The sequence below is a fragment of the Roseateles asaccharophilus genome, assembly GCF_031458115.1.
Classification (GTDB): Bacteria; Pseudomonadota; Gammaproteobacteria; order Burkholderiales; family Burkholderiaceae_C; genus Pelomonas; species Pelomonas asaccharophilus_A.
Genome location: NZ_JAVDXV010000010.1, coordinates 155,741 through 178,995, shown reverse-complemented (window position 1 = coordinate 178,995; position 23,255 = coordinate 155,741). Strand labels below are relative to the sequence as shown.

Sequence of the window (23,255 nt, the reverse complement as noted above, 5' to 3'; positions counted from 1 at the left end):
CTAGACCGCCGCCACCGGCAGGCTCATCAGCAGGGCGTCCTCGCGCGGCCCCTGCACGACCGGGTAGTAGGCGCGGCGCCGGCCGACCTCGACAAAGCCGTAGCGCAGATAGACATCGCGCGCGCGCTCGTTGCTGACGCGCACCTCAAGCCATAGCTGCGTCAGGCCGCGCTGCCGGCAGGCGTTGACGAGGCGGTCCAGCATGACGACGGCCAGGCCGCGCCCCTGCCAGGCCGACGCGACCGTGATGTTGAGCAGGTGCAGCTCGTCCACGCCCGGCATGGCCACCCAGTAGCCCAGCAGCTCGGCGCGCGGGCCGCGCAACACCTCGGCCGGATAACCGGCGGCGAGCGAGTCGACGAAGTTGCCGTGCGTCCACGGCACCGGATAGGCCCGCCGCTCGACGGCCATGACCTCGGTCAGGTCCGGCAGGCGCATGCCGGAGGCTTCAAAGGGCGGCAGCCCCCGGTCCAGTTGCGCACTCATGCCTTGGCCTGCTCGCGTTCAGCCGTCGTCAGCGCGACCTTGTCGCGCACGTAGACGGGCACCGCTTCGGCGGCGTCGCGCGCCTCGCCGCGTTGCCAGGCGGCCAGCGCCAGCGCGCCCAAGGCGGCGGCGCGCGAGCGGGTCTGCGGCCAGGCGTGGGGCAGCGAGCCCAGCGCGTCGGCGTACTCGGTCAGCGCGGTGCCGGCCACGGCGACCGGCTGTCCCCAGTGGGCTGCCAGCGCGGCGGGGGCGTACAGCGCGGGCGCGCCGTCCACCTGCCAGCCGCCATCGGTCCAGCGGTAGTGCGCCGCGTAGATCTCGCCGATGCGCGCATCCATCGCCACCCAGACATCGTCGCCGGCGCCCTGGGCGCGGGCGTCCTCGGCCACCAGCATCAGGCTGTCGATGGCCAGCACGGGCTTGTCCAGTCCGAAGGCCAGCCCCTGGGCGACCGCGCAGGCGGTACGCAGGCCGGTGAAGGCGCCGGGGCCCTGGCCGTAGGCAATGGCATCCACGTCCGCCAGCTTCAGGCCGGCATCCGCCAGCAAGGCCTTGATCTCGGGCAGCATGCGCGCCGAGGCCTGGGCGCCCCCCGCGGCCTCGAACAGCTTGGCCGGCCCCGGGGTCACGAGGGCCAGGGCCATCGTCTCGGTGGAGCTGTCAAGGGCAAGCAGAACGGGCATCGAGGCAGTTTACCGTCCGGGGGTAAGCCGCCATGCCTCTTGGCGGCCCCTATAAAAGCCCCGGATTGCGCTGCCAGACCACGCCGGTCAGCACCGACGCGAACGCGACCCAGGCGAGATAGGGCAGCAACAGCGCGCTGGCCAGGCGGTTGATGCGCCAGAACGACGCGGCGGTGCCGGCGATGAGCAGCAGCAGCAACAGGATGTCCACCAGCGCGAAAGCGCCCTGGCGCCAGCTGAAGAACAGCCAGGACCACAGCGCGTTCGCCGCCAGCTGGATGAGGAACAGGCTCAGGGCACCGTCCACGCCCCGCGCCGAGCGCTCGCGCCACACCAGCCAGGCGGCGATGCCCATCAACAGGTACAGCAGCGTCCAGACCGGCCCGAAGACCGACGCCGGCGGCGCCCAGTCGGGCTTGGACAGCTGGGCATAGAAGGTCGGCGCGTCCGCCGAGGCCACCGAGCCCACCGCAGCGGCCACGAAAGTGATGGCCAGCCACCCCACCAAGCCCACCAGCTGATGCCGCGTCCAGTTCCTGCGCATGACCGCCTCACCCATAACGATTCTCATGAGCGGCGACGATAGTCCCAGGCACGGCAGCAGCCTGAAGGCGCGAGCCCGCAAAGGCGGTAGGAACGGGCCTACGGTGGTGAGGCGAAACGTCCGACCGGGGCGGCGCTGGCGCCGCCATAGAGTCGCTGCACAAAGTCCTCAAACGGAGCTGACATGTCGTTCGCCCTCTACATCCTTGGGCTCGCGGTGCTGCTGGGCGGCGTCGCGTGGGCCTTGATCACGGCCGGCCTGGCGGTGACCTATGTGGCCATCGTCTGCCTCATCGTGGCCGGCATCGGCATCATGATGGCGGTCTCCCGCACACGGGCCAAGGATCCACCGGCCTGACAGCCCTCAGTGCCTGCGCCCGAAGCGCAGCAGCAACAGCACGCAGACGACGGCCGAGGTCAGCGAGGCCGCGCCCGAGCTGAACAGCGGGTGCTGCGCCATGGCCCACGGATCGCCGAGCTGCAAGCCATGGCCGGCAGCCAGGCCCACGAAGGCCAGGCCGATCAGCCCTGCAAACAGGACGACTGCGACAAGGGCGTGCTGGGCTTTCATGCGACTCTCCCCGACATCCGTGGTCAATCGCCTTCGTTATAGCGCCGCGCCGGCCGGCTGTATCTCCCCCTCATGGGCTATCCGATCCCCTGCTCGCGGGAGCCCTTTCCCATCACCGCATGAACCGCCTCCGGCCGGTGCGGCCGCCTCCCCGTCGTGAGGCGGCGGGCACCAGCATCGCCTGTGGAAATGCTCAGTCTTGCGGCGAGGCGGCACGCCAGCAGCGCATCAGCAGCGCCGGCCCATCGGGCGTGACAACCTCGCCCACCGCCTTGAATCCCGCGGCCGCATAGCAGCGGATGGCGCGCGGGTTGTCGGGCGACGGGTCGGTCTGCACGACAGTGACGGCCTGGTCTGAGAACAGCCGGGCCACGAAGGCCCGCACCATCGCCCGGCCCAGGCCCCGGCCCAGCTGGTGCGCATGAGCCAGGAACTGGTCAATGCCGCGCGCGCCGGGGTCGGTTTCGTCCTCCCACCAGCCGTCGCCCGAGCCCATGACGACATAGCTCTGCACGAAACCCACCGGCTCGCCGTCGAGCAGCGCCATGAAGGCGCGCGTCGTGCCGCCGCTCAGGAAGTCCTCGCGCAGTTCTTCCACCGGTTCCGCCGGCCCCCACCGTTCGGCCACGTGCGGCCGCTGCAGCCACGCATGCAGCAGCGGCAGGTCGGGCTCGGCCAGTGGCCGGAACTTGAAATCAGCGGTACTCATGCCGGCTTTGTACCCGCCCCTGTGCCATCCACACGCCAATTCCCGCCATTCGCCGGGCCGGTGCCCCACATCGCGGCCGGGCGCCACAGCATGGCGGCATGAACACCCTGCTGCACACCCTCAAGGCCCACCGCGGCTTCATCGTCTTCCTGTTGGGTCTCGCGCTGTTCCGCACCGCGGTGGCCGACTGGAACCCCATCCCGTCGGCATCCATGCGGCCCACGCTGCGGGAGGGCGATGTGGTGCTGGTCAATCGGCTGGCCTACGACCTCAAGCTGCCGCTGACGGATGTGGTGCTGCTGCCGCTGGCCGAGCCGCGCCGCGGTGACGTGGTCACGTTCAGCTCGCCGGCGGACGGCACGCGGCTCATCAAGCGCATCGTCGGGCTGCCGGGCGACCGCGTCGAGATGCGCGACGGCCACCTGATCCTCAACGGCCATGCGCAAGCACAGGCCGGCGCGAGCCGGCACGGCGAGACGCTGACGCCGGGCTGGGTCGTTGACGCGCTGCGGTCCACCGAAGACCTGGGCGGCCGGCCCCATGCCATGCAGGCGCTGCCGGCGTTGCATGCGCGGCGCGACTTCGGCGCCATCACCGTGCCGGCGGGCCACTACTTCATGCTGGGCGACAACCGCGACCTCAGCGCCGACTCGCGTGTCATCGGCAGCGTGCCGCGCGAGAAGCTCATCGGTCGCGCGCACCGCGTGCTGGTGTCGGCCGACTGGCTGGGCGAGGACGGCTGGCGCCTGGCGCCGCGCTTCGAGCGCTGGGCCTCACCCATCCTCTGATCACTCCTCCCAGCGGAAGCGCCAGACGGCGATCAGCGCGAACGCCAGGCTGAAACCCAGCATCACCGCGCTGGGCAGCAGCGCCTCGGAGAACGGCTGGGCCCGCCAGGTCATTGCGTCCAGCGCATCCACCGCCCAGCGCGTGGGCACGGCCAGCGATGCGGTCTGCAGCCACTCAGGGAAAATGAAGGCCGGCACCCAGGCGCCGCCCAGCATGACCATCAGCAGCGTTGCCAGGATGGCCAGGCCGCGCGTGGCCTCGGGCGTGCGGCCCAAGGCGGCCACCAGCAGGCCGAAGCTGGCGGTCAGCAGCGAGAAGCACACCAGCACCAGCGCGAGGCCGGGCCAGCTGCCCAGCACCCGCACGCCGAAGGCCGCCATCGCCACCGCGTAGATCACCGCGAACACGATCAGCGAGATCAGCGCGCTGGCCAGCACGCGGCTGCCCAGCAATTGCGTGCGCGACAGCGGCGCGGCACGCAGCCGCTTCCACAGGCCCAGCCGGCGCATCAGCAGCAGGCCCACGGCCATGTCGATGCCGGCCATCAGGATGAACTGCACGCCCATGCCGGCGAACGAATGCGCATAGCTGTTGTAGGCCGCGGGCGCCGCGTTGGCGGCCGACTGCACGGCCTCGATCTCGCGCGTCGTGTACGGCATGGACAGGCCTGCGCCACCACTGCTGGCGGCGGGTGCCGCCGCCTCGCTGCGCTGCACGTCGCCGATGGCGTCGAACATCTTCGCCAGCGCGTCGCGCTGGGCGGTGGGCATGCCGCTGGCATCGCGCACCTGGCGCTGCATGTCCCCCAGCACCGCCGGGCTGAAGCTGGCGCGGCTGACCTCCTGCATCAGCGTCTGCGCCAGCAGCCCGCGCACGATGGCCAGCACGCTGGACTGCGAAGGGTCGTAGTGCAGCGCGATCTCGGGCTTGGGCGCGGCGCCGAACATCGCCCGCGAGGCCTGCTCGCCCAGCCCCTGGGGCAGCACGGCTACCGCGCGCAGCTTGCCGGCGCGCACCAACTGAAGCAACGCGGCCTCGTCGCCGATCTGCGTCTTCAGCGATGTGTCGGCCTGCAGCGCCGCGACGACACGTTGCGACAGCGGGCTGGCATCGTGGTCCACGACGCCGATGGCGATGCCGGCCGGCTTGGCCGTGTTGCCGAACAGGCTGCCGAAGAAGGCCGCGATGAGGATGGGCGCCACGATGCTGAGCAGCACGGCGCGACGGTTGGAGAAGTGCAGCTTGATCTCCGCACGGACGAGGGCGAGCAGCGCTTGCATGATTCAGTCTCCTGTCAGTCGCGAAGGGCGCGGCCGGTGAGTTGCAGGAACACGTCTTCGAGCGTGACGCGCGCGGTGGCGATGCCGCGCACCTGCAGGCCGCGCTGCGCCAGCGCCGCCATCAGCGCGCCGGCATCGCGGGCCACGTCGGCGACGCGGACCTCCAGCCGCTGGCCGCTGCGCGTCACGCCGGGCAGGCCGGCCAGCAGCGCGTCGTCGGGCTCGCCGCCAAGGTCGACCTGCAGCGTCTGCGCGGCCGGCAGCAGCGCGAACAACTGCGCCTGCGTGCCGCTGGCGACGACGCGGCCGTGGTCGATGATGGTGATGCGGTCGGCCAGGCGCTCGGCTTCTTCCATGTAGTGCGTCGTGTAGATCAAGGCCTTGCCGGCCGCCTTCAGCGCCTCCAGGTTGTCGAAGATCGCATTGCGGCTCTGCGGGTCCACGCCGGCCGTGGGCTCGTCCAGCAGGATGACCTCGGGGTCGTGCACCAGCGCGCAGGCGATGTTCAGCCGCCGCTTCATGCCACCGGAGAACGTGGCCGGCTTGTCCTTCGCGCGGTCCGACAGCCCCACCAGGGCCAACACCTCGTCGGTGCGGCGCTTCAGCACGTCGGGCGCCATGCCGTACAACGCGCCAAACAGCTCCACGTTCATGCGGGCCGGCAGGTCCTCGTACAGCGCGATGTCCTGCGGCACCAGGCCGATGCGGCGCTTGTAGCCCGCCTCGTCGGAGGCCAGGCTGACCCCATCGGCCATCGTGACCGAGCCGGCGTCGGGCACGGTCAGACCACAGATCATGCCCACCGTCGTCGACTTGCCCGCGCCATTGGGCCCCAGCAGACCCAGCACCTCGCCGGGGCGCAGCGCGAGGCTGACCTCGTGCACGGCCACGCGATCGCCATAGGTCTTGCGCAGGCCGCGGGCCGAAAGCAATTCGCTGTTGTCGTCCATGCCACCCTCGGTTTCCAGTTTCAGGCGGATGCTAGGCACGCCGGATCCATCTGGCGATGGATCGCCGACGGATGGCGTCAGCGCGGGATGCTTGGACGGCTGCGCGCGCGAACGGGGTCAGCGTTTCCATCGACGGTGCGGGAGGCGCCACCTGATGTCTGTGTGCGGCACTGAGATCAACACCAGCTGATGCGTTAGCATCTCGGCAGCGAAATCTCAAGGCAGGAAAATTCCTGCAACACACTTGTTGCGATTCTTTGTCCTGAAATCGCGCAAGTTGATGACCGTTTGAGTAAGCTGCGAAGCTGTCTGTAAGCTGGCTTCGCCCGATGTTTCTGCGCCGCCTCAATCTAGATCTGCCCACTGATCGCTGCATCGCTGACAGACTGTTCCTGGACACGCCGAACTATGAGTTCGATACGTTCGGACGTCTTCCCAGCACCAGCGCCGAACCTCTGTCCGGCCGCTTCCCAGATGAATGCAAGCTGGAAGACCGCCTGACTTTTGCCGCCTTCGAGCACGACACACCCGTCGGGCTGGCCCAGATCGCACTTCACCTGCCAACCGTCGACAGTGCCGCGCTGCTGCTGTTGCTGGTGCCGAAGAACCTGCAACAGCGTCATCTCGGCTGCGAGATCGTTGACCGATTAAGCCGGCAGGCCCGACGCTGGCCCGGCATCTCGCGCTGGTACATCAGCGTGGTCGAGTCAAACAGGGCAGCGCTGGCGTTCTGGCGCCACTGCGGATTTCGTACGACCACGCAGGGCCTGAACTGCGCCGGGTTCGGTGATCGAATCACACTGATGGCCCGCGCCATCAAGGCCAAGCCCGCCTGCCAGCACAACGGGCGCACCGAGGACCTGAACGCCCTCAACGGCCAGCACATGTTCGCCCGCTTGGGCTGATGACTTTCAACCGGCCAGCGCCCGGCCGATCAGGATCTTCTGCACCTCGCTCGTGCCCTCGTAGATCTGCGTCACGCGCACGTCGCGGTAGATGCGCTCCACGGGGAAGTCGCTGAGGTAGCCGTAGCCGCCGTGGATCTGGATGGCGTCTGAGCATACCTGCTCGGCCATCTCACTGGCGAACAACTTGGCCATGGCCGCCTCCGTCAGGCAGGGCCGGCCGGCGTCCTTCAGGCTGGCCGCATGCCAGATCAGTTGGCGTGCGGCCTCGATGCGCGTCGCCATGTCGGCCAGCTTGAACTGCACGGCCTGGTGGTCAAAGATGGGTTGGTCGAAGGTGACTCGCTCCTTGCTGTAGCGCAGCGCCGCCTCGAAGGCCGCGCGCGCCATGCCCACGCTCTGTGATGCGATGCCGATGCGCCCGCCCTCCAGGCCCGACAGCGCGATCTTCAGCCCCTGGCCTTCGTCGCCCAGCCGGTTGGCGGCCGGCACGCGGCAGTTCTCGAACACGATCTGCGCCGTGTCGCTGCTGTGCTGGCCCATCTTCTCCTCGATGCGCGCGACCTGGTAGCCCGGGGCATCGGTCGGCACGACGAAGGCGCTGATGCCCTTCTTGCCGGCGGCCTTGTCGGTCACGGCCATCACGATGGCCACGTCGCCATGCTTGCCGCTGGTGATGAATTGCTTGACGCCGTTCAGCACATAGTCGTCGCCGTCACGCGTGGCGGTGGTGCGCAGGCCGCCGGCCTCGGAGCCCACATGCGGCTCGGTCAGGCAGAACGCGCCCAGCATGTCCCCACGCGCCAGCGGCTTCAGGAAGCGCTCCTTCTGGTCGGCATTGCCGAAGGCCATCAGGATGGAGCAGACCGGGCAGTTGTTGACGCTGACCACGGTACTGGTGCCACCGTCGCCAGCGGCGATCTCTTCGAGGATGACGGCCAGCGCCAGATAGTCCAGGCCCGCGCCGTCCCATTCGGTGGGCACGGCCACGCCATAGCAGCCCAGGGCCGCCAGGCCTTTCAGCTGCTCGGCGGGAAAGTGGTGATTCTTGTCCCAGGCCGCGGCGTGGGGGGCGATCTCGGCCTGCACGAAGGCGCGGATGGCGTCCTGTACGGCGAGGTGGTCTTCGGTAAGAAGCATGGATTGGCCCGTTGATGTGGGTGGGCCATTGTCCCCGCCGGCCGCACGCGGCGGGCATGACGCCGATTCACGCGCGTGCCGCCGCTGGGCATACTCGGCCTTGGTGAGTACCACTCCCGCCCCTAACCCGTCGACTGCGCTGCCGCGCAGTGCGCGGCGCGTCGCCTGGCTGCTGCTGGCGATGGCGGCATTGCTGGCGGCCCTCGGGCTGTTCGCGGTGACGGCGTTGTCCGCCGCGCGGGCCTATGTGGCGGGCGAGAGCCAGTGGTCGCGCGCGCAGAAGAGCGCGGCGCTGGCGTTGACGCTGTATCTGCAGTCCGGCGACGAAGCGCATTACCAGGTGTTCGAGCGTGAGATCGCGGTGCCGCTCGCCGACCGGCGCGCGCGTGAGGCGATGGACCGCAGTGGCGCGCACGTCGACGAAGCGCGCCAGGCCTTCATCGCCGGCCGCAACCACGCCGACGACGTGGCCGGCATGATCCGCCTCTACCGCTGCTGCCGCGCGCTGCCCTACATGGCCGACTCGGTGGCCATCTGGCGCGAGGCCGACGGGCTGATCGCCGAGCTGACCGCACTCGCGGCTCGGGCGCGCACGCTGCCGGCCGCCGAGCGCAGCGCCCTGCAGCCGCAGGTGCTGGCGCTGGATGCCCGGCTGACGCCCATGGAGCAGCGCTTCTCGGCCAGCCTGGGTCTGGCGTCGCGCATCACGGCCGCGGCGGTCATCGCCATCTGGGTCATCTGCGCGCTGCTGTTCGGCCTGGCGGCGGCCGGCCTGGTGCTGCGCCGCGCGCGCGAGGACCTGGCCGCGGCCCAGGCCGTGCAACGCAGCGAGGCGCTGTTCCGCACGCTGTGGGAGACCAGCATCGACGGCGCCGTCATCATTGACGCGCGCAGCTGCATCCGCTTCGCCAACCCGGCCGTGCATGCGCTGCTGGGCCACGCGCCGGGCCAGCTGGTGGGCCAGCCGCTGGCCGTGCTGCAGCCCGAGGCGCTGAATGCGCAGCACCTCGCCGGGCTGGCCCGCCACCTGGCCACTGGCGAGAAGCGACTGGACTGGCGCGGCGTCGAGACGCAGGCCCGTCACGTCGATGGGCACGAGCTGCCGGTCGAGATCCGCTTCGCGCGCTTCGAGCTGGATGGCGAGACGCTGTTCGTCGGCTTCCTGCACGACATCACCGAGCGCCGCGCCGCCGAACGCGCGACCGCCGAGCAGCACCGGCTGCAGGAGCTGGACCGCACCAAGTCCGAGTTCCTGGCCCGCATGAGCCACGAGCTGCGCACGCCGCTGAACGCCATCCTCGGCTTCACCGACCTGCTGCGCAGCGGCCGCAGCGGCGCGGTCAGCCCGGAACAGGTGCGCCAGCTGGGCTTTGTGTCCAACTCGGGCCGCCACCTGCTGGCGCTGATCAACGACTTGCTGGACCTGTCCCGCATCGAGGCCGGTCGCACGGAACTGGTGGTTGCACCGCTGGACATCGCCGATATCGCCGCCGATGTGGTGGGCCAGCTGCGGCCGCTGGCCGACTCGCGCGGCCTCACGCTGACGCTGGCCGTGCCGACACCGTTGCCCTGGCGCGGCGACCGGCTCAAGCTCGTGCAGGTGCTGCTGAACCTGGTGGGCAACGCGATCAAGTTCAGCCACCAGGGCGACGTGGAGATCGCCGCGCGGCGCGACGGCGAGCGCCTCGTCGTCAGCGTGCGCGACCATGGCCCCGGCGTGCCGCCCGAGCAGCGCGCGCTGCTGTTCCAGCCATTCCGCCAGCTCGAGGGCGGCCTCGCCAGCGCGCAGGAGGGCACCGGGCTGGGGCTGTACCTGAGCGCCCAGCTGCTGGGCGCCATGAACGGCCGCATCCGCCACGAGACGCCGGAGGAGGGCGGCTCGCGCTTTGTCATCGAAATGGAGCCACTGCCATGACCGACCCCGTGCGCCTGCTGCTGGTGGAAGACAACGAGGCCAACGCCTACCTCGCGCGCTACGTGCTGGAGGCGGAGGGCTTCGAGGTCGAATGGGTCGCCGACGGCCAGCAGGCGCTGGACGCCGCCGCCGCGCGCCGGCCCGACCTCGTGCTGATGGACTTGCGCATGCCGGTGCTCGACGGCTTCGAGGCCACGCGGCGCCTGAAGGCCGACGCGGCGCTGTGCGATGTGCCGGTGCTGGCGATGAGTGCCCAGGCGCTACCGGCCGAAAAAGCCCGCGCTCTGGCCGCCGGCTGCGCGGCCCACATCGACAAGCCCGTTGACGTGGCCACGCTGGCCGCGCAGGTCAGGGCGTGGCTGAAGTGAAGCCCCTCGCCCAGCCGCGCCGCGCTGAACGCGGGCCGGCTTGTGGCGGCCCGGCGCTCGGCCCGAAACACTCAGTCCTGTCCTGACTTCACCAGCAACGTGCCGCGCCCGACGACACAGGGATGCGCGTTGCGCACCGTCGCACGGCCGTCGGCGTGGAACAGCCAGCCGCCCAGCGACGCGTTCCACTCCACGCTGGCCACGCGCCAGTGCAACACCAGCTCCTGCTCGGCGAACACCGGCGCCTTGAACGCGAAGTTGAAGTTCAGGCACAGCAGCTCGCGCTCCTGGCCGTCGTCGCTGCGCGAGAAATGGCTGGCCACCAGGCCGATCATCTGGGCCGTCGTCTGCTGGCCGCTGGCGATGATCTCGCCGTGGCGAGCGCGCTGGGCGGCCTGCACGTCGTGGTGCAGCGGGTTCGTGTCGCCGGTCAGCCGCGCGAAGGTGGCGATGTCGTCGCGGCTGAAGCGCACACTGCGCTCGCAGGTTTCTCCCACATGCACCAGCGGCGTGACCGTTTCGGCAGCGGCAAGGATGGCGTCCATCAAATCCTCCTGAAGTTCCTGTTTTGGTGCGGCTCAGCGTGTACCCGCTGTTCCGTCGGAGGATAAGCAAGCGCAGTGCCGGGATGATGACGTTAGCAGCGCCAACGCCGGATCCCGCCCGCGAGCAGCGCTCATTGGCTACACCACGTAACGGCTCTGGGCGGGTGCGGACAGCCGACCCGCGGACCTCACCAGTCCAGCCGCTGACCGTCGTAATTGAAGAAGCTGCCCGAATCGGTCGGCTTCACGGCGGCAAGCACCGTGCGCATGCCGGCGATGCTGGTGCTGGCGTCGATGTCGGCGCCGGCGCCGCCCATGTCGGTGCGCACCCAGCCGGGGTGGAAGCTGATGACGGTGGCCTGGCCGGCCAGCGCCAGCGCCGCGTCCTTCATGACCGAGTTCACGGCCGCCTTCGACGCCCGGTACAGCCAGCCGGCGGGATTGGTGCGCAACGCGATGGAGCCCATGCGCGACGACACGATGGCAAGGCGCGCGCCGGGCGCCAGCGCCTCGGCGATCTGCGGCAGCAGCCGCATGGGGCCCAGCACGTTGGTGCGCATGACGGTGTCGAACTCGGCCTCGGTGGGCGGCTGCAAGCCCTCGGTGCGCGAGCCGAACACGCCGGCGTTGATGACCACCACGTCGAAGCGCTCGCCGTCCACCTGCCAGGCCAGGCCCGACACGCTGGCCGCATCGGCCACATCCAGCTTCAGCGCACGGGCGCCGTATTCGCGCAGCCAGTCCAGCGCCGCCTCGTCGCGCGCGGTGGCCGTGATGCGGGCGCCGGCTGCGCGGTACTGGCGCACGAACTCCAGGCCCAGGCCGCGGGAGGCGCCGATGATGAGGACATTCATGGTTTGGTCAATGCAAGTTTGGCGGCCAGCGCGGTGAACAGACCGGCGCCGCCGAGGTTCAGCGTGCGTCCCACCCAGGGCCGCGGCTTCGCGCGGCGCAGCGGCGCGACGAGGGCGATCAGCACGAGCAAGAACAGCAGCCCCTGCGCGATGAACCAGCCGCCCAGGAACAGGAAGGCCAGCGTCTTGCTCGGCGCATCGGCCAAGATGAACTGCGGCAGCAGCGCCAGGAAGAACAGCGCCACCTTGGGATTCAAGGCGTTGGTCAGGAAGCCCTGGCGCACCGTGCGCCACCAGGCCTCGGGCGCCTGCACCTCGGCGGCCGCACCGGCCGGCCGCAGCCCGGCGCGGGCCATGCCCCAAGCCACGTAAAGCAGGTAGGCGGCGCCCACCAGCTTGACCACCGTGAAGGCTTCGGCCGACGTCGCCAGCAGCGCGGCCAGCCCGAACGCAGCCGCCAGCGTGTGCAGCACGCAGCCGCCCATGATGCCGATGGCCGCCGCCACGCCCTGGCGCCAGCCACCGCGCAGCGTGCTGGCCACCGTGTAGGCCATGTCGACGCCGGGGGTGGCGTTGAGCACGAAGACGGTGGCGGTGAACAGCAGCAGGTCGTGGGTGCCGAACATGGCGTCTACTTCCCGACGTTGACGAGTGGTTGCCCGCCGCCGCCCATCAGCACGGTGTTGCCCGGTTTGGCCGCAATGGCCAGCGCTGCATCGCGCTGCAGCTCGGCGAGCTTGATCTCTTTCAGTGCCGGCGTCAGCGAGGCGCTGATGATCTGATTGGCGCGCGCCTGGCCTTCGGCCTCCACGATGAGGCGCTCCGCCTCCGCCTTGGCCAGCTCCACCTCCTTGCGCTTGCGCTCGATGGCCTGGTCGGTCTCGGCGCGCTGGCGAATGGCCGCCTCGATGGCCGGGTCGGTCAGCAGGTTGCGCACGTTGACCGCGGTCACGACGAAGGCGCCCTTGTCGGTGCCGTCCAGTTCCTTCTGCAATTCGGCTCTTACGCGCTCCGACAGCTCGGCACGCTTGGTGTGCATGGTCGTCGCATCCATCTCGGCGATGGACTTGTAGACCGCCTCGCGGGCCTCGCGGGACACGCGGCTGTAGGCGATGACGAGGTCCTTGCTGCCGTCGCGCACGACGTCGGCATGGCGGACGACGTCGCCCTGGTACTTCGTGAACAGTCCGGGAATGGCCGCCGGCATGACCTTGAAATAGACGTCGATGTCGACGTCCTTCATCGTCAGGTTGTCGCGGCTCTTGGGCGTCATGTCGGCCAGCTGGAAGCTGATCTCCTTGGCCGTGAACTCATCCACCGTCTTGAACACGGTCATGTAGATGCCCGGCGGCAGCGCCTCCGTGCTGACCTTGCCCAGCGTGCGCTCGACGCCGACGTTACCGGTGTCGATCTGGGTGCAGCCGGCGAGCAGGGCCGCGAGAGTCAGCAGCAGCGGTTTGACGGTCATAGAACTTTCAGCGCGTTGGAGTGATAGGCGACGACCAGCGCGGCCAGCAGCACGGCCGCGATCGCCGCCAGGCGAATACCGTGGCGCGCCCAGCGATTGAGGGTGTGGCGGCTGCCCAGCTGCCACAGGCCGTAGGCCGCCAGGGCCAGCACGAAGAGGAGGATGAAATGACGCACAGGGGTGAGTATCCCTGTGCTCCGGTCAGGGCCGGCAGAGGTGATCGCCGTGCTCTCAGAGCATTTCGATCGCCATCGCCGTCGCCTCGCCGCCACCGATGCACAGCGCCGCCATGCCCCGCTTCAGGCCGCGCTTCTTCAGCGCGCCCAGCAGCGTGACGACGATGCGCGCGCCGCTGGCGCCGATCGGGTGGCCCAGCGCCACCGCGCCACCGTGCACGTTGACGATGTCGTGCGGCAGCTTGAACTCGGCCATCGCGGCCATCGTGACGGCGGCGAAGGCCTCGTTGACTTCCCACAGGTCCACTTCAGAAGCCTGCCAGCCCGCCTTGGCCAGCGCCTTCTGGATGGCACCCACCGGCGCGGTCGTGAACCAGTCGGGCGCCTGCGCGTGCACGGCGTGGCTGACGATGCGGGCGATGGGCGTGAGGCCGCGCGCCTTGGCCGTGCTCTCGCGCATCAGCACCAGCGCGGCAGCGCCGTCGGAGATGCTGGACGAGGTGGCGGCGGTGATCGCGCCGTCCTTCTTGAACGCGGGCTTCAGCGTCGGGATCTTGTCGAGCTTGGCCTTGAAGGGCTGTTCGTCGAACTTGACGACGGTGTCACCCTTGGGCGAGCTGATCGTCACCGGCGCCATCTCCCAGTCGAAGCTGCCGTCCTCGTTGGCGGCCTTGGCGCGCTGCGTGGACGCGATGGCGTACTGGTCCATGGCCTCGCGGCTGAAGCTGTACTTGGACACGCACTGCTCGGCGAACACGCCCATGGCCTTGCCGCGCTCGTAGGCGTCTTCCAGGCCGTCGATGGCCATGTGGTCGAACACGGCGCTGGCGCCGTACTTGATGCCCTTGCGCGCGAACATCAGGTGCGGCGCGTTGGTCATGCTCTCCATGCCGCCGGCCACCATGACGTCGGCGCTGCCGGCCGCCAGCATGTCGTGGGCGAACATCATCGTGCGCATGCCGGAGCCGCACATCTTGCTCATCGTCACGGCACCGGCCGAGTCGGGCAGGCCGGCGCGGCGCAGCGCCTGGCGGGCGGGCGCCTGGCCCTGGCCGGCCATCAGGCAGTTGCCCATCAGCACTTCATTGACGGCATCACCGGGCACGCCGGCACGCTCGACCGCGGCCTTGATGGCGATGGCGCCCAGTTCCCAGCCGGCAAGCGCGGCGAAATCACCCAGCAGGCCGCCGATGGGGGTGCGGGCGGCGGACACGATGACGATGGCATCGGACATGTTCAGACTCCGTTGGTAAACGAAGCCATCATTGTGGCGCCGCCTCCAAGCTAAGCGGACCGACGGGGTTTGCGGGCCGAGCGCGTCCCCTCGGTGGCTGAGGCCGGACACAGGGCGTCCAGTGGACGGCCTGTGCCTGACGAAGCTCTGCGGCCGCTGGCCGCAGAGCGGTCCCGGCCAACGTACCGTTTGGACGAGGGGCTCACCGCACCGCGGCCACCGGAACGATGCCGCAGTCCGCCGGACGGACATCCGGCTCCGCCCGGCGCACCGCGCGGCAGAACTCGTTCCAGAAGCTGCGCGTCCACGCCGGATGGCGCTTCTCGAAGGCCGGCGCGGCCGGCATGAAGTAGGCGAGCCGTGCCACCGGCCGCGACCACTCCACCAGCCCCGCACGCTGCTCGGGCACCAGCGCCTCGCGCGTGGTCAGCAGCAGGTCGAAACGACCCGCGCGCAACATGGCCACCTCGCTGTCCAGCGCCGCCACCGGCTCCACCTGCCAGCCGCGCTCGCGGGCCAGCGTCTCCTGCACGGAGCCGGCGATGACGCCCACGCGCCAGTGAGCGGCCAGGTGCCGGCCATCCCAGCCGGCATCGGCGGCCGTGCCCGGCCGGCCGAACAGCATCAGGTTGCCGAACACCGGCGCCCAGGCCAGGTCGGGCCGGCCCTGCGCGTCGAGCGGAAAGCGCAGCGCGGCCAGGCGCTCCGGAGTCACGCCGTACAGCAGCGCGAAGTCGATGCTGCCCTGCGTCAGCGACGCCGTGAGCCGCCGGCCCGGCAGGCGGATCAGCTCGGCCTTGCAGCCCAGGCGCTTCAGCGCATCGCGCACCGCGTCGACTTCCCAGCCGGGCGGCTCCTCGAACTGCGTGCCCTGGCCCATCAGGCCAGGCGGCGTCGCGGTGTCGTTGAAGCCGACGCGCAGCGGCGTCGGGCAGGCGGCGGCCGACGCCGCCGCGCACCACACCAGCCCCGCCCCCAACGCCCGCTTCATGGGCCGGAGTCTAGGCGGGACGGCCGGTTCAGCCAGAAGTCAGCGCCACAGCCGGTAGGGCCAGAACGCCTCTTCGCTGCGCATGCGGCAGCGCAACTCCTCGGGGCTGAAGCCGGTCAGCCGGCGCGTCTCGCGGCACAGGTGGGACTGGTCGGCGTAGTCGGTCTCGGCGGCGATGTCGGCCCAGTTGAAGCCGGGCTGCCGCTCGGCCGCCGCGACCGCATAGAAGGCCCGCTCGGCGCGCGACACCGCGCGCAGCTCGCGCAGCGGCACGCCGGCCCAGGCCTTGATGCGGCGCTCCAGCTGGCGCAGGCTGCGGCCGGCCGCGCTGGTGGCCGCGCGCACGGCCAGCGCCTCGGTCCAGTCGGCGTAGCGGTGGCTGGGACGGCGTGCGCCCAGCGCCTGCCAGCGCGGCAGCAGGAAGGCCTGCAGCAACTGCAGGCGCGCGTCGTCGTCGGCGGCGGCGGACATGGCTGCCAACCAGTCGCGCCAGTCGGGCGGCAGCAGCTCGCGGGGATCGACGATGCGGTTCACCAGGCCACCCAGTGCGATGCCGGTCAGCGCGGTGAACGCGTCCGGCAGCATCAGCAGCTTGAAGGCGCGCATGTCGCCCGGGTTGCGCGTGTGCGAGGGCAGCGTGAACGGCCCGCCCAGCATGACGGGCGCGTGCCAATGCTCGGGCGGCGGCTGCGAAAACCCCGGCCGGGCCAGCCATTCGCTGCCGCCCTCCAGCCACCAGAACAGGCTGACCAGCGGCGTGGCGGGAAAGTAGTTCTCGCGCTGCACGGCATCCAGCGCGCGTCCGCGCGTGTCGCGCAGCATCACGGCGCGCACGCAGCCGGCCAGCGCCAGCGGCGGCAGCCAGAGCCGGGTGGCTTCGTCCTGCGTCATGCGAAACCTAGAGCTGGCAGCTGGGCGCGCCCGAGGGGCGGGCGAGGCGGGTTGGTGGCAAGGCGAGACGACGACGCGGGCTCGCGCCCGCAAGGAGGAGCAACGCCGCCAGCGACCCGAAGCGCCAGACCAGCGGGTGCGTAGCGATCATGATCGAAGTGGCAAACATCATCCGGTAGGCAAGGTCTTGACGCTTCGAGGCCCTCGCGGAGTAGCGAGCGGTCAGCTGCCAGCTCTGGGTTGAGTGTCGCATTCGTTCAAGACCCGATCCGGTCGCAGAGCGCAACATCGCCACCATGACAAGCCTGACCTGGAACGACCTGCCCGCCCACCCCGTTCGCTGGTGGGGCCTGCCCTCCTTGGTGGCCATGCGCCGTGACTACCTGGCCTTTGTCGCTGCGCAACGCCCGCTGGGCGACTTCGCCGGCCACCGGCTGTTCAATGAGCGCGCGGTGGACCTGTTCTCGCCCGAGCTGGTGCGCGAGGCCATGGTGGACCACGCCGACGCGCTGATCCGCTGGGAGCGCGGGCCCGAGGTGTTCGAGGGGCTGATGGGCAAGTCCGTGCTGGTCACCGAGGGCGACACCTGGCAGCGCCAGCGCCGCATGCTGATGCAGGCGTTCACGCCCAAGCGCGTGGCCGGCTATGCGGCGCTGATGACCGAGGCGGCGGCTACCGGGCTGGACGCCGTGCGCCCCGGGGAGGTCGCGATGGACGCGCTGTTCAGCCACCTGACGATGGATGTCATCTCGCGCACGCTGTTCAGCGCGCCCATAGGCACCGACACGGCGGCCGCGGCCCGCGCCGTGCAGGTGCTCAGCGAGACGGCGCTGGCCGAGATGTTCTGGCCGGTCACGCTGCCCGACTGGCTGCCGCTGCCCGGCAAGGCCGCCAAGCGCCACGCCGAGCGCTTGCTGCACGGCCTGCTGCGCCGGCATATCGATTCCCGCCGCAGCGACGACGCCTCGCGCGGCGACCTGCTGGGCATGTTGCTGGCGCTGCGCGACGAGGCCACGGGCGAGGCCTTGTCGCCCCAGGAGGTGTATGACCAGTGCATGGTCAGTTTCCAGGCCGGCCACGAGACCAGCGCGACCGCGCTGCTGTGGTGGAGCTGGCTGCTGGCGACCCATCCCGACGTGCAGCAACGCGTGCGCGCCGAGGTGGACGCCGTGCTGCAAGGCCGCGTGCCGACGGCCGACGACGCCACCGCCCTGCCCTGGCTGTCCGCCACGCTGAAGGAGGCCATGCGGCTGTACCCGCCCGTTGCCGCGCTGCTGACGCGGAGGCTGACACGCGACATCACGCTGGCCGGCGTGCACTTGCCGGCGCGAACGCTGGTGCGCGTGACGCCCTGGCTGCTGCACCGCGACCCGCGCTGGTGGCCCGAGGAGCCGCTGGCCTTCAAGCCCGAGCGCTTCCTCGGTGATGCGGCGCATGCCATCCCGCGCGGCGCCTACATCCCGTTCGGCCTGGGGCCGCGCGTGTGCCTGGGCCAGCACTTCGCGGTGCTGGAGATGACGCTGATCGCGGCGCTGCTGCTGCAGCGCTTCGAGCTGGCCGCGGCGGGCGATGCGCCGGTGCCGCGCATGGCGGTCACGCTGCGCCCCGAAGCGCCGCTGCGCCTGCGGCTCACGGCACGGAGGGCGGCATGAACGCCTGGCTGGTCGCCGCAGCGGCCGTCGTCGCGCTGACCGGGCTGGCCCATTCGGTGGGCGGCGAGCTGATGATCTTCCGCGCGCTGCGCCGCCGCGGCGTGGTGCCCAGCGGCGGGCAGCCGGTGCTGCGCGGCTTCCAGACGCGCATCCTGTGGGCCAACTGGCACCTTGTCACCGTGCTGGGCTGGGCGCTGGCCGCGCTGCTGCTGTGGCTGGCCCAGCCGGCCGCACGGGCCGCGTCGGGCGGCGTCATCGAGCAGGGCGTGGCGCTTGCGCTGGCGGCCGGCGGCACGCTGGTGCTGTGGAGCAACCGCGGCCGGCACCCGGGCTGGGTAGCGCTGTGGACGGCCGCAGTGCTGGTGTTGCTGTCCTTGCGATAACGCGATCGCTTTCGGGTCGAGCGCCGGGCCGCTCCCAAGCCGGCCCGTCTGGCGATGTGCTTGCGGCTCGATGCCGCAAGCATCGCCGTCCCGAGGACTTGCCGTGCCTGCCGAAGATCAGCCGCTCTGTCGGCTGCGCGGTCTGCAAGACCGACCAGGTCGCCCGCGTTCAGCGTGGCGAAACCGGGTGAGGGGCTTCAACTCTTCAACGGTAGAACGCCTCGACCTGCCCCTTGAGCTTGATGCACAACGGCCGGCCCTTGCGGTCCAGCGTCTTGCCGGCCGGCACCTTGATCCAGCCTTCGCTGATGCAGTATTCCTCGACGTCGTGGCGCTCCTTGCCGTTGAAGCGGATGCCGATGTCGTGCTCGAACACGGCGGCGACGTGATGGGGGCTGCGCGGGTCCACGCTGAGGTGATCGGGCAGTTCCGGGCGGGGGGCTTGGTTTTCACTCATGGCGCGGATTGTCGCCAAGCTGGGGATGGCCTCGCCCGCGCACGCGCACCAGCATGGCGCCATGACGACGGAACCCAGCGAGATCACCGGGCTGCTGACCGCCCTGGCCGGCGGTGACGCGCTGGCCCGCGACCGGCTCTACACGGCGCTCTATCCGGAGCTGAAGCGGCTGGCACGAAGTCATCTCGCGGGCCACGCCCCCATGACGCTGGAGCCGGCCGCGCTGATCCATGAGGTGTGGCTGAAAAGCGCGGGCCGCGAAGGGGCGCTGCACCGCGCGCAGTTCTTTGCGCACGCGAGCAAGGTCATGCGCAGCGTCATCGTGGACCACCTGCGCGAACGCCGTGCCGACAAGCGCGGCGGCGGCGCGCAGGTCACGCTGTCCACCACGGCGCTGGAGCAATTGGCGCCGCCCGACGTGCTGAAGCTGGACGACGTGCTGCAGACGCTGGAACGCGCCGACGGCCGCGCGCACCAGGTCGTCGAGATGCGCTTCTTCGGCGGGCTGGATCTGGAGGAGATCGCCGACGCGCTGGGCGTTTCGGTGCCCACCGTGAAGCGCGACTGGCGCAAGGCGCGCGCCTTCCTGTTCGACGCTCTCCAAACGTGAACACCGCCGACCAGGCCGGCGCGCTGGCGGCCTTCGATGACTGGCAGGACGCCACGCCGGCCGAGCGCCAAGCCCTGCTCGCGCGGCTGAAGCCCGCGCAGCGCGACCGGCTGCAGGCGCTCATCAACGCCGACCTCGCCGCCGACGCGCGGGCCTTTCTCGCCGAGCCGGCACAGCTGCCGATCGCGCCCGAGCTGGCCGGCCAGGTGCTGGGCGCCTGGACATTGGTCGAGCCGTTGGGCAGCGGCGGCATGGGAGAGGTCTGGCGCGCGCGGCGCAGCGACGGCGCGCACCAGGGCGAGGCCGCCATCAAGCTGCTGCACAGCCCCTGGCGCGGCGAGGCGGCGCGCTCACGCTTCCGGCGCGAGGGCGAGCTGCTGGCGCGGCTGACCCACCCGCACATCGCGCGGCTGCTGGACATCGGCGAAGCGCAGCTGGGCGGCCTGACCACGCGCTACCTGGTGCTGGAGCTGGTGGACGGCCAGCGCATCGACGCCTGGTGCGACGCACGCCATCTGGACACACTCGCGCGGCTTCGGCTGTTCCTGCAGGTCTGCGACGCGGTGGCCCATGCGCACACGCAACTGGTGGTGCACCGCGACCTCAAGCCCGGCAACATCCTCGTGACCGGCAATGGCGACGTGAAGCTGCTGGACTTCGGCGTCGCCAAGCTGCTGGCCGGCGACGACAACACCGAGCTGACGCAGCAGGCCGCCGCCGGCCTGACGCCCGAGTACGCCGCGCCCGAGCAACTGCGCGGCGAGCCGGTCAGCACCGCCACCGACGTGTTCGCGCTGGGGCGGCTGCTGTGCCTGCTGCTGACCGGTTCGCGCGAGCCCGGCCCGGCGCTGCGCGGCGAGGCCGGCTGGATCGTCACCCGCGCGTTGAAGGAGGCCGCGCCGCAGCGCTACGCCGGCGCCGGCGAGCTGGCCGACGACGTGCGCCGCCTGCTGGACCACCAGCCGCTGCGCGCGCGGCCCGACTCGCTGGCCTACCGCGCCACCCGCTTCGCGCGCCGCTACCGGCTGCAGCTCGCCGCCCTCGCCCTGGTGCTGGCCAGCCTGCTGGCCGGCGTGACGGCCGCGACCTGGCAATGGCAGCAAGCGCGCCGCGAGGCCGAGCGCACGCGGCGCGTGCAGAGCGTGCTGACCGAGCTGCTGACGGGGCTGAGCCCCGACGCGTCGGGCAGCGCCACGGTGCCCATGATCGAACTGCTGCAGCGCAGCTGGGCCGAGGCCAAGCGGCGGCTGGCCGACGACCCGGCGCTGCTGGCCGAGGCGGCGCGGCCGCTGGGGCTGCTGCTGGTGCAGAACGGCGATGCCGTGCTGGCCCGCGAGGCACTGCAGATCAGCCGCGCCCATGCGGAGCAGCAGGGTCGGCCGGACGCACCCGGGCAGCGCGAGGTGGCATTCGAGCTGGCCACGGTGCTGCGTCAACAGGGCGAAGGCGCACAGGCCGAACCGCTGCTGCGCAGCCTCGCGGCATCGGGCCATGACGAGTTCGCGCTGTTCGCGCGGGCGAGCCTGGGCGAGATGGCGCTGGACGCCGGCCGCCTCGACGAAGCCCGCTCGCTGCTGACCCGGACCACCGAGGAAGCGCTGGCGCGGTACTCCGCGCAGCACCGCAGCTACGTGAAGGCGGCCGACCTGCTCGCCGCCGTGGCGCGCGCCCAGGGTCGCTGGGGCGAAGCACGGCGCTGGTTTGCCGCCGTCGCCGCGGCGACCGAGTCCTCGCGCCCCGTGGACGCCGCCGTGGCCCGCCTGTCAGCCGCCACGCTGGAGGTGGAGCTGGGCCGCTACGCGCAAGCCGTGCCGCTGCTGCGCGACGCGGTGCAGACGCTGGCCCGCGTGATGGGTGACGCACACACGCACACGCTGTACGCCCGGGCCTGGTGGGCCACGGCGCTGTTCCATCACGGCATGCCCGACGCCGCGCTGGCGCAGGCGCGGCAGGCCTTGTCACTCGCCGCCACCGCGTCCGACCCGGACACCGTGCCGCTGCTGGGCCTGATCCTGGCGCGGCTGGAGGTGCGGGCCGGCCAGCTCGCGCCAGCCGAGCCCCGAATGCGCGCCGCCTGGACGCACTTCTCGGCCGACCCGGCGTCGACCACCGCCTGGCGCGCGCTGCTGCTGCTGGGCGAGGCCGAGCTGCGGCGCGCCCGCCCGCAGCAGGCGCTGGACCTGCTGTTGAAAGCCGAGGCGCGCGGCGTATCAGACCCGGCCGACCGCTGGCTGGGCCTGGCGCTGCTGGGCCTCGCCCACTTGGAACTGGGTCAGAGTGCCGCCGCACAGCAGCGCCTCGGTGACGCCGAGGCCGCGGCCGATGTGGGCCTTCCACCGGAGCACCCCGACCGGCTGCGCGCGCGGGCGCTGGCCGCCGTCGCCGCATGGGCCTTGTCGGCCGACGCCAGACCGCGAGCCCAGGCCGCGCTGGCGCAGTACGCCGAGGCGCTGGCCACTCGAAGCGACGCGGCGCGGGCCCGCGCCGAACTGCAGTCGCTGTCCTCATCCGCACGCCCGCCCCGGGCGGCTCTCCTCGCGCTGCTGCGCTACTGAAAGGACTCCCATGCGTCACTTGCTGAACTACCCGCTGGCCCTGCTGCTGGGCTTGTGTGCCGCCGTCGCGACCGCGAATCCGGCGCAGCAGGCCGGCACCACGTCGGCCAAGGCCGCCAAGACCACGCCCGCCGCCAGCGCGACAGCCACCGGCACCACCAACCCCGGCCCTGCGCCCAACGCGGGCGGATCAGGTGGGGGCGTGGGCAGCAACAAGGGGGTCAGCGGCCAGCAGATCGGGCCCAAGAAGCCCAAGTGCCCCGATCCAACCGTCGCCTGCCCGGCCGAGAAGGTCATCGCCAAGTAGCGACCGGTCGTCGCAGCGCGCAACGGTCGGGGACTCAGCCCTTTTTGACCTGCAGAGTTACCTCGTACTTGCCGCCGTCGCCGACGATGGTGAGCGTCTTGTTCTTCGGGCCGGCGGCCACGTTGAGCAGGCTGGCGCTGAGGGCGAATTCGTGCGTGCCACCCACGCGGTCGTCGAAGTTGGGCGCGCCGGTGGGAATGCCCAACGCGCCGTGGATGTCGGCCTTGAGCTTGGCCACGCGCTGCGCGCGCGTCATGCCCATCGACGCCGCCAGCGAGCTGACGACCGCGGCCTTGGCCAGTTCGCGCGCGGCGCTGGCCTTGCCGTCGTCATGCTCCATCATCGACACCAGAATGATGGCCTGCGCCGGGTTGGCGATGACCTTGGCCTGGCCCGACGGGCCCCAGGCGTTGCGGCGCCAGATGATGAAGGGCAGGTCGTTGGGGTCGATGCCCTGCGGGATGGGCTGGGTGACGGCGGTGTCTCCCTGGTCCACGCCGCCCCAGGGACCGTACAGCGTGACCTCGGCGTTGGGCAGCACCGGGTTGCTCAGGTCCACGGCGGTGACGAGCACATAAGGCTCGTCGGAACCGACCTCGTCGGTCTCGATCTTGCACTTGATCTTGGTCAGCGCGATGGTGACGGGCAATGCAGCCATGATGATCTCCTGGGGTTGAAGCGCGGCGGCGTGCCGCGCCTGACCTCAAGGACGCAAAGCCCGCGCAGGAAGGATCAGCGCGGTGACTATTCACCGGCGACGACCACGGGCCAGGTCACGGGGTTTCCCGGTGTG

General features: G+C 70.9%; 28 protein-coding genes. 10 read left to right on the top strand and 18 right to left on the bottom strand.

What is annotated here, in order from left to right:
- The 3 genes from rimI to J2X21_RS23570 are packed head-to-tail and all read right to left on the bottom strand — an operon-like array spanning nucleotide 1 to nucleotide 1,740.
- Complete coding sequence (gene rimI, locus J2X21_RS23580) at nucleotides 1-486, bottom strand: ribosomal protein S18-alanine N-acetyltransferase (RefSeq protein ID WP_310332574.1); 486 nt, start codon at nucleotides 484-486, stop codon at nucleotides 1-3.
- Entirely contained in the window at nucleotides 483-1,169 is a 687-nt protein-coding gene (gene tsaB, locus J2X21_RS23575) for a tRNA (adenosine(37)-N6)-threonylcarbamoyltransferase complex dimerization subunit type 1 TsaB (protein ID WP_310332573.1), read from the bottom strand. The genes rimI and tsaB overlap by 4 nt, the downstream gene beginning before the upstream one ends.
- Nucleotides 1,170-1,218: 49 nt before the next feature.
- Nucleotides 1,219-1,740, bottom strand: a complete 522-nt coding sequence (locus tag J2X21_RS23570; RefSeq protein ID WP_310332572.1) for a TspO/MBR family protein — start codon at nucleotides 1,738-1,740, stop codon at nucleotides 1,219-1,221.
- A gap of 156 nt (nucleotides 1,741-1,896) precedes the next feature.
- Here J2X21_RS23570 and J2X21_RS23565 point away from each other — a divergent pair, with 156 nt between their 5' ends.
- Nucleotides 1,897-2,070 (top strand): hypothetical protein, encoded by a 174-nt coding sequence (locus J2X21_RS23565; RefSeq protein WP_310332571.1) that lies wholly within the window; start codon nucleotides 1,897-1,899, stop codon nucleotides 2,068-2,070.
- A gap of 6 nt (nucleotides 2,071-2,076) precedes the next feature.
- On the opposite strand, the gene J2X21_RS23560 is transcribed toward J2X21_RS23565, so the two are convergent.
- Nucleotides 2,077-2,283, bottom strand: a complete 207-nt coding sequence (locus J2X21_RS23560; RefSeq protein ID WP_310332570.1) for a hypothetical protein — start codon at nucleotides 2,281-2,283, stop codon at nucleotides 2,077-2,079.
- Between the two features lie 193 nt (nucleotides 2,284-2,476).
- Nucleotides 2,477-2,992, bottom strand: a complete 516-nt coding sequence (locus tag J2X21_RS23555; RefSeq protein ID WP_310332569.1) for a GNAT family N-acetyltransferase — start codon at nucleotides 2,990-2,992, stop codon at nucleotides 2,477-2,479.
- Between the two features lie 98 nt (nucleotides 2,993-3,090).
- On the opposite strand from J2X21_RS23555, the gene lepB reads away from it, so the two are divergent.
- Nucleotides 3,091-3,780 carry a signal peptidase I gene (lepB, locus tag J2X21_RS23550; RefSeq protein WP_310332568.1) on the top strand — a complete coding sequence of 230 codons (690 nt, stop codon included), beginning with the start codon at nucleotides 3,091-3,093 and terminating at the stop codon, nucleotides 3,778-3,780.
- On the opposite strand, the gene J2X21_RS23545 is transcribed toward lepB, so the two are convergent.
- Together J2X21_RS23545 and J2X21_RS23540 are read right to left on the bottom strand one after the other, a co-directional pair.
- Nucleotides 3,781-5,061 carry an ABC transporter permease gene (locus J2X21_RS23545; RefSeq protein WP_310332567.1) on the bottom strand — a complete coding sequence of 427 codons (1,281 nt, stop codon included), beginning with the start codon at nucleotides 5,059-5,061 and terminating at the stop codon, nucleotides 3,781-3,783.
- A gap of 14 nt (nucleotides 5,062-5,075) precedes the next feature.
- Entirely contained in the window at nucleotides 5,076-6,050 is a 975-nt protein-coding gene (locus J2X21_RS23540) for an ABC transporter ATP-binding protein (RefSeq protein WP_310332566.1), read from the bottom strand.
- A 290-nt stretch (nucleotides 6,051-6,340) separates the two neighbouring features.
- Between J2X21_RS23540 and J2X21_RS23535 the strand changes: the two genes are divergently transcribed.
- On the top strand, nucleotides 6,341-6,916 hold the full coding sequence (locus J2X21_RS23535; RefSeq protein ID WP_310332565.1) for a GNAT family N-acetyltransferase: 576 nt from the start codon (nucleotides 6,341-6,343) through the stop codon (nucleotides 6,914-6,916).
- A gap of 6 nt (nucleotides 6,917-6,922) precedes the next feature.
- On the opposite strand, the gene J2X21_RS23530 is transcribed toward J2X21_RS23535, so the two are convergent.
- Nucleotides 6,923-8,056 (bottom strand): acyl-CoA dehydrogenase family protein, encoded by a 1,134-nt coding sequence (locus J2X21_RS23530; RefSeq protein ID WP_310332564.1) that lies wholly within the window; start codon nucleotides 8,054-8,056, stop codon nucleotides 6,923-6,925.
- Between the two features lie 103 nt (nucleotides 8,057-8,159).
- Between J2X21_RS23530 and J2X21_RS23525 the strand changes: the two genes are divergently transcribed.
- The gene (locus tag J2X21_RS23525; RefSeq protein WP_310332563.1) at nucleotides 8,160-9,971 is read left to right on the top strand and encodes a PAS domain-containing sensor histidine kinase; all 1,812 of its coding nucleotides are present in this window, start codon (nucleotides 8,160-8,162) and stop codon (nucleotides 9,969-9,971) included.
- Nucleotides 9,968-10,339: a response regulator gene (locus tag J2X21_RS23520; protein ID WP_310332562.1), complete on the top strand. Its 372-nt coding sequence runs from the start codon at nucleotides 9,968-9,970 to the stop codon at nucleotides 10,337-10,339. The genes J2X21_RS23525 and J2X21_RS23520 overlap by 4 nt, the downstream gene beginning before the upstream one ends.
- 71 nt (nucleotides 10,340-10,410) lie before the next feature.
- Here the strand turns inward: J2X21_RS23520 and J2X21_RS23515 are convergent, their stop codons facing one another.
- The 8 genes from J2X21_RS23515 to J2X21_RS23480 all read right to left on the bottom strand — a co-directional run bounded on the left by J2X21_RS23515 (nucleotide 10,411) and on the right by J2X21_RS23480 (nucleotide 16,498).
- On the bottom strand, nucleotides 10,411-10,884 hold the full coding sequence (locus J2X21_RS23515; protein ID WP_310332561.1) for a MaoC family dehydratase: 474 nt from the start codon (nucleotides 10,882-10,884) through the stop codon (nucleotides 10,411-10,413).
- Between the two features lie 188 nt (nucleotides 10,885-11,072).
- Nucleotides 11,073-11,738 carry an SDR family oxidoreductase gene (locus J2X21_RS23510; RefSeq protein WP_310332560.1) on the bottom strand — a complete coding sequence of 222 codons (666 nt, stop codon included), beginning with the start codon at nucleotides 11,736-11,738 and terminating at the stop codon, nucleotides 11,073-11,075.
- A complete protein-coding gene (locus J2X21_RS23505) occupies nucleotides 11,735-12,364 on the bottom strand; it encodes a LysE family translocator (RefSeq protein ID WP_310332559.1) in 630 nt (209 codons plus the stop codon). The genes J2X21_RS23510 and J2X21_RS23505 overlap by 4 nt, the downstream gene beginning before the upstream one ends.
- 5 nt (nucleotides 12,365-12,369) lie before the next feature.
- The gene (locus J2X21_RS23500; protein WP_310332558.1) at nucleotides 12,370-13,206 is read right to left on the bottom strand and encodes an SPFH domain-containing protein; all 837 of its coding nucleotides are present in this window, start codon (nucleotides 13,204-13,206) and stop codon (nucleotides 12,370-12,372) included.
- A complete protein-coding gene (locus J2X21_RS23495) occupies nucleotides 13,203-13,382 on the bottom strand; it encodes a hypothetical protein (RefSeq protein ID WP_310332557.1) in 180 nt (59 codons plus the stop codon). The genes J2X21_RS23500 and J2X21_RS23495 overlap by 4 nt, the downstream gene beginning before the upstream one ends.
- 55 nt (nucleotides 13,383-13,437) lie before the next feature.
- Nucleotides 13,438-14,616: an acetyl-CoA C-acyltransferase gene (locus J2X21_RS23490; protein WP_310332556.1), complete on the bottom strand. Its 1,179-nt coding sequence runs from the start codon at nucleotides 14,614-14,616 to the stop codon at nucleotides 13,438-13,440.
- 202 nt (nucleotides 14,617-14,818) lie between these two features.
- Nucleotides 14,819-15,607, bottom strand: coding sequence for a substrate-binding periplasmic protein (locus tag J2X21_RS23485; protein WP_310332555.1), 789 nt, complete (start codon nucleotides 15,605-15,607; stop codon nucleotides 14,819-14,821).
- A gap of 39 nt (nucleotides 15,608-15,646) precedes the next feature.
- Nucleotides 15,647-16,498: a helix-turn-helix domain-containing protein gene (locus J2X21_RS23480; protein ID WP_310332554.1), complete on the bottom strand. Its 852-nt coding sequence runs from the start codon at nucleotides 16,496-16,498 to the stop codon at nucleotides 15,647-15,649.
- A 296-nt stretch (nucleotides 16,499-16,794) separates the two neighbouring features.
- Between J2X21_RS23480 and J2X21_RS23475 the strand changes: the two genes are divergently transcribed.
- On the top strand, nucleotides 16,795-18,150 hold the full coding sequence (locus J2X21_RS23475) for a cytochrome P450 (RefSeq protein WP_310332553.1): 1,356 nt from the start codon (nucleotides 16,795-16,797) through the stop codon (nucleotides 18,148-18,150).
- Entirely contained in the window at nucleotides 18,147-18,533 is a 387-nt protein-coding gene (locus tag J2X21_RS23470; RefSeq protein WP_310332552.1) for a hypothetical protein, read from the top strand. Before J2X21_RS23475 ends, J2X21_RS23470 begins: the two co-directional genes overlap by 4 nt.
- A gap of 205 nt (nucleotides 18,534-18,738) precedes the next feature.
- On the opposite strand, the gene J2X21_RS23465 is transcribed toward J2X21_RS23470, so the two are convergent.
- On the bottom strand, nucleotides 18,739-18,990 hold the full coding sequence (locus tag J2X21_RS23465; RefSeq protein ID WP_310332551.1) for a DUF3297 family protein: 252 nt from the start codon (nucleotides 18,988-18,990) through the stop codon (nucleotides 18,739-18,741).
- A gap of 61 nt (nucleotides 18,991-19,051) precedes the next feature.
- Between J2X21_RS23465 and J2X21_RS23460 the strand changes: the two genes are divergently transcribed.
- From J2X21_RS23460 to J2X21_RS23450, 3 genes are read left to right on the top strand one after another with little or no spacing between them, the layout of a single operon-like run.
- On the top strand, nucleotides 19,052-19,600 hold the full coding sequence (locus tag J2X21_RS23460) for an ECF-type sigma factor (RefSeq protein ID WP_310332550.1): 549 nt from the start codon (nucleotides 19,052-19,054) through the stop codon (nucleotides 19,598-19,600).
- A complete protein-coding gene (locus tag J2X21_RS23455) occupies nucleotides 19,597-22,155 on the top strand; it encodes a serine/threonine-protein kinase (protein ID WP_310332549.1) in 2,559 nt (852 codons plus the stop codon). The genes J2X21_RS23460 and J2X21_RS23455 overlap by 4 nt, the downstream gene beginning before the upstream one ends.
- Before the next feature lie 10 nt (nucleotides 22,156-22,165).
- On the top strand, nucleotides 22,166-22,462 hold the full coding sequence (locus J2X21_RS23450) for a hypothetical protein (protein WP_310332548.1): 297 nt from the start codon (nucleotides 22,166-22,168) through the stop codon (nucleotides 22,460-22,462).
- A 34-nt stretch (nucleotides 22,463-22,496) separates the two neighbouring features.
- On the opposite strand, the gene J2X21_RS23445 is transcribed toward J2X21_RS23450, so the two are convergent.
- Nucleotides 22,497-23,120, bottom strand: coding sequence for a hypothetical protein (locus J2X21_RS23445; RefSeq protein ID WP_310332547.1), 624 nt, complete (start codon nucleotides 23,118-23,120; stop codon nucleotides 22,497-22,499).
- Nucleotides 23,121-23,255 lie beyond the last annotated feature (135 nt).

Excerpts from the sequence above, each read along its gene's own strand:
- rimI (WP_310332574.1), bottom strand. The coding sequence starts at position 486 with ATGAGTGCGCAACTGGACCGGGGGCTGCCGCCCTTTGAAGCCTCCGGC.
- tsaB (WP_310332573.1), bottom strand. The coding sequence starts at position 1,169 with ATGCCCGTTCTGCTTGCCCTTGACAGCTCCACCGAGACGATGGCCCTG.
- J2X21_RS23570 (WP_310332572.1), bottom strand. The coding sequence starts at position 1,740 with ATGAGAATCGTTATGGGTGAGGCGGTCATGCGCAGGAACTGGACGCGG.
- J2X21_RS23565 (WP_310332571.1), top strand. The coding sequence starts at position 1,897 with ATGTCGTTCGCCCTCTACATCCTTGGGCTCGCGGTGCTGCTGGGCGGC.
- J2X21_RS23560 (WP_310332570.1), bottom strand. The coding sequence starts at position 2,283 with ATGAAAGCCCAGCACGCCCTTGTCGCAGTCGTCCTGTTTGCAGGGCTG.
- J2X21_RS23555 (WP_310332569.1), bottom strand. The coding sequence starts at position 2,992 with ATGAGTACCGCTGATTTCAAGTTCCGGCCACTGGCCGAGCCCGACCTG.
- lepB (WP_310332568.1), top strand. The coding sequence starts at position 3,091 with ATGAACACCCTGCTGCACACCCTCAAGGCCCACCGCGGCTTCATCGTC.
- J2X21_RS23545 (WP_310332567.1), bottom strand. The coding sequence starts at position 5,061 with ATGCAAGCGCTGCTCGCCCTCGTCCGTGCGGAGATCAAGCTGCACTTC.
- J2X21_RS23535 (WP_310332565.1), top strand. The coding sequence starts at position 6,341 with ATGTTTCTGCGCCGCCTCAATCTAGATCTGCCCACTGATCGCTGCATC.
- J2X21_RS23530 (WP_310332564.1), bottom strand. The coding sequence starts at position 8,056 with ATGCTTCTTACCGAAGACCACCTCGCCGTACAGGACGCCATCCGCGCC.
- J2X21_RS23520 (WP_310332562.1), top strand. The coding sequence starts at position 9,968 with ATGACCGACCCCGTGCGCCTGCTGCTGGTGGAAGACAACGAGGCCAAC.
- J2X21_RS23515 (WP_310332561.1), bottom strand. The coding sequence starts at position 10,884 with ATGGACGCCATCCTTGCCGCTGCCGAAACGGTCACGCCGCTGGTGCAT.
- J2X21_RS23510 (WP_310332560.1), bottom strand. The coding sequence starts at position 11,738 with ATGAATGTCCTCATCATCGGCGCCTCCCGCGGCCTGGGCCTGGAGTTC.
- J2X21_RS23505 (WP_310332559.1), bottom strand. The coding sequence starts at position 12,364 with ATGTTCGGCACCCACGACCTGCTGCTGTTCACCGCCACCGTCTTCGTG.
- J2X21_RS23500 (WP_310332558.1), bottom strand. The coding sequence starts at position 13,206 with ATGACCGTCAAACCGCTGCTGCTGACTCTCGCGGCCCTGCTCGCCGGC.
- J2X21_RS23490 (WP_310332556.1), bottom strand. The coding sequence starts at position 14,616 with ATGTCCGATGCCATCGTCATCGTGTCCGCCGCCCGCACCCCCATCGGC.
- J2X21_RS23485 (WP_310332555.1), bottom strand. The coding sequence starts at position 15,607 with ATGAAGCGGGCGTTGGGGGCGGGGCTGGTGTGGTGCGCGGCGGCGTCG.
- J2X21_RS23480 (WP_310332554.1), bottom strand. The coding sequence starts at position 16,498 with ATGACGCAGGACGAAGCCACCCGGCTCTGGCTGCCGCCGCTGGCGCTG.
- J2X21_RS23475 (WP_310332553.1), top strand. The coding sequence starts at position 16,795 with ATGACAAGCCTGACCTGGAACGACCTGCCCGCCCACCCCGTTCGCTGG.
- J2X21_RS23470 (WP_310332552.1), top strand. The coding sequence starts at position 18,147 with ATGAACGCCTGGCTGGTCGCCGCAGCGGCCGTCGTCGCGCTGACCGGG.
- J2X21_RS23465 (WP_310332551.1), bottom strand. The coding sequence starts at position 18,990 with ATGAGTGAAAACCAAGCCCCCCGCCCGGAACTGCCCGATCACCTCAGC.
- J2X21_RS23460 (WP_310332550.1), top strand. The coding sequence starts at position 19,052 with ATGACGACGGAACCCAGCGAGATCACCGGGCTGCTGACCGCCCTGGCC.
- J2X21_RS23450 (WP_310332548.1), top strand. The coding sequence starts at position 22,166 with ATGCGTCACTTGCTGAACTACCCGCTGGCCCTGCTGCTGGGCTTGTGT.
- J2X21_RS23445 (WP_310332547.1), bottom strand. The coding sequence starts at position 23,120 with ATGGCTGCATTGCCCGTCACCATCGCGCTGACCAAGATCAAGTGCAAG.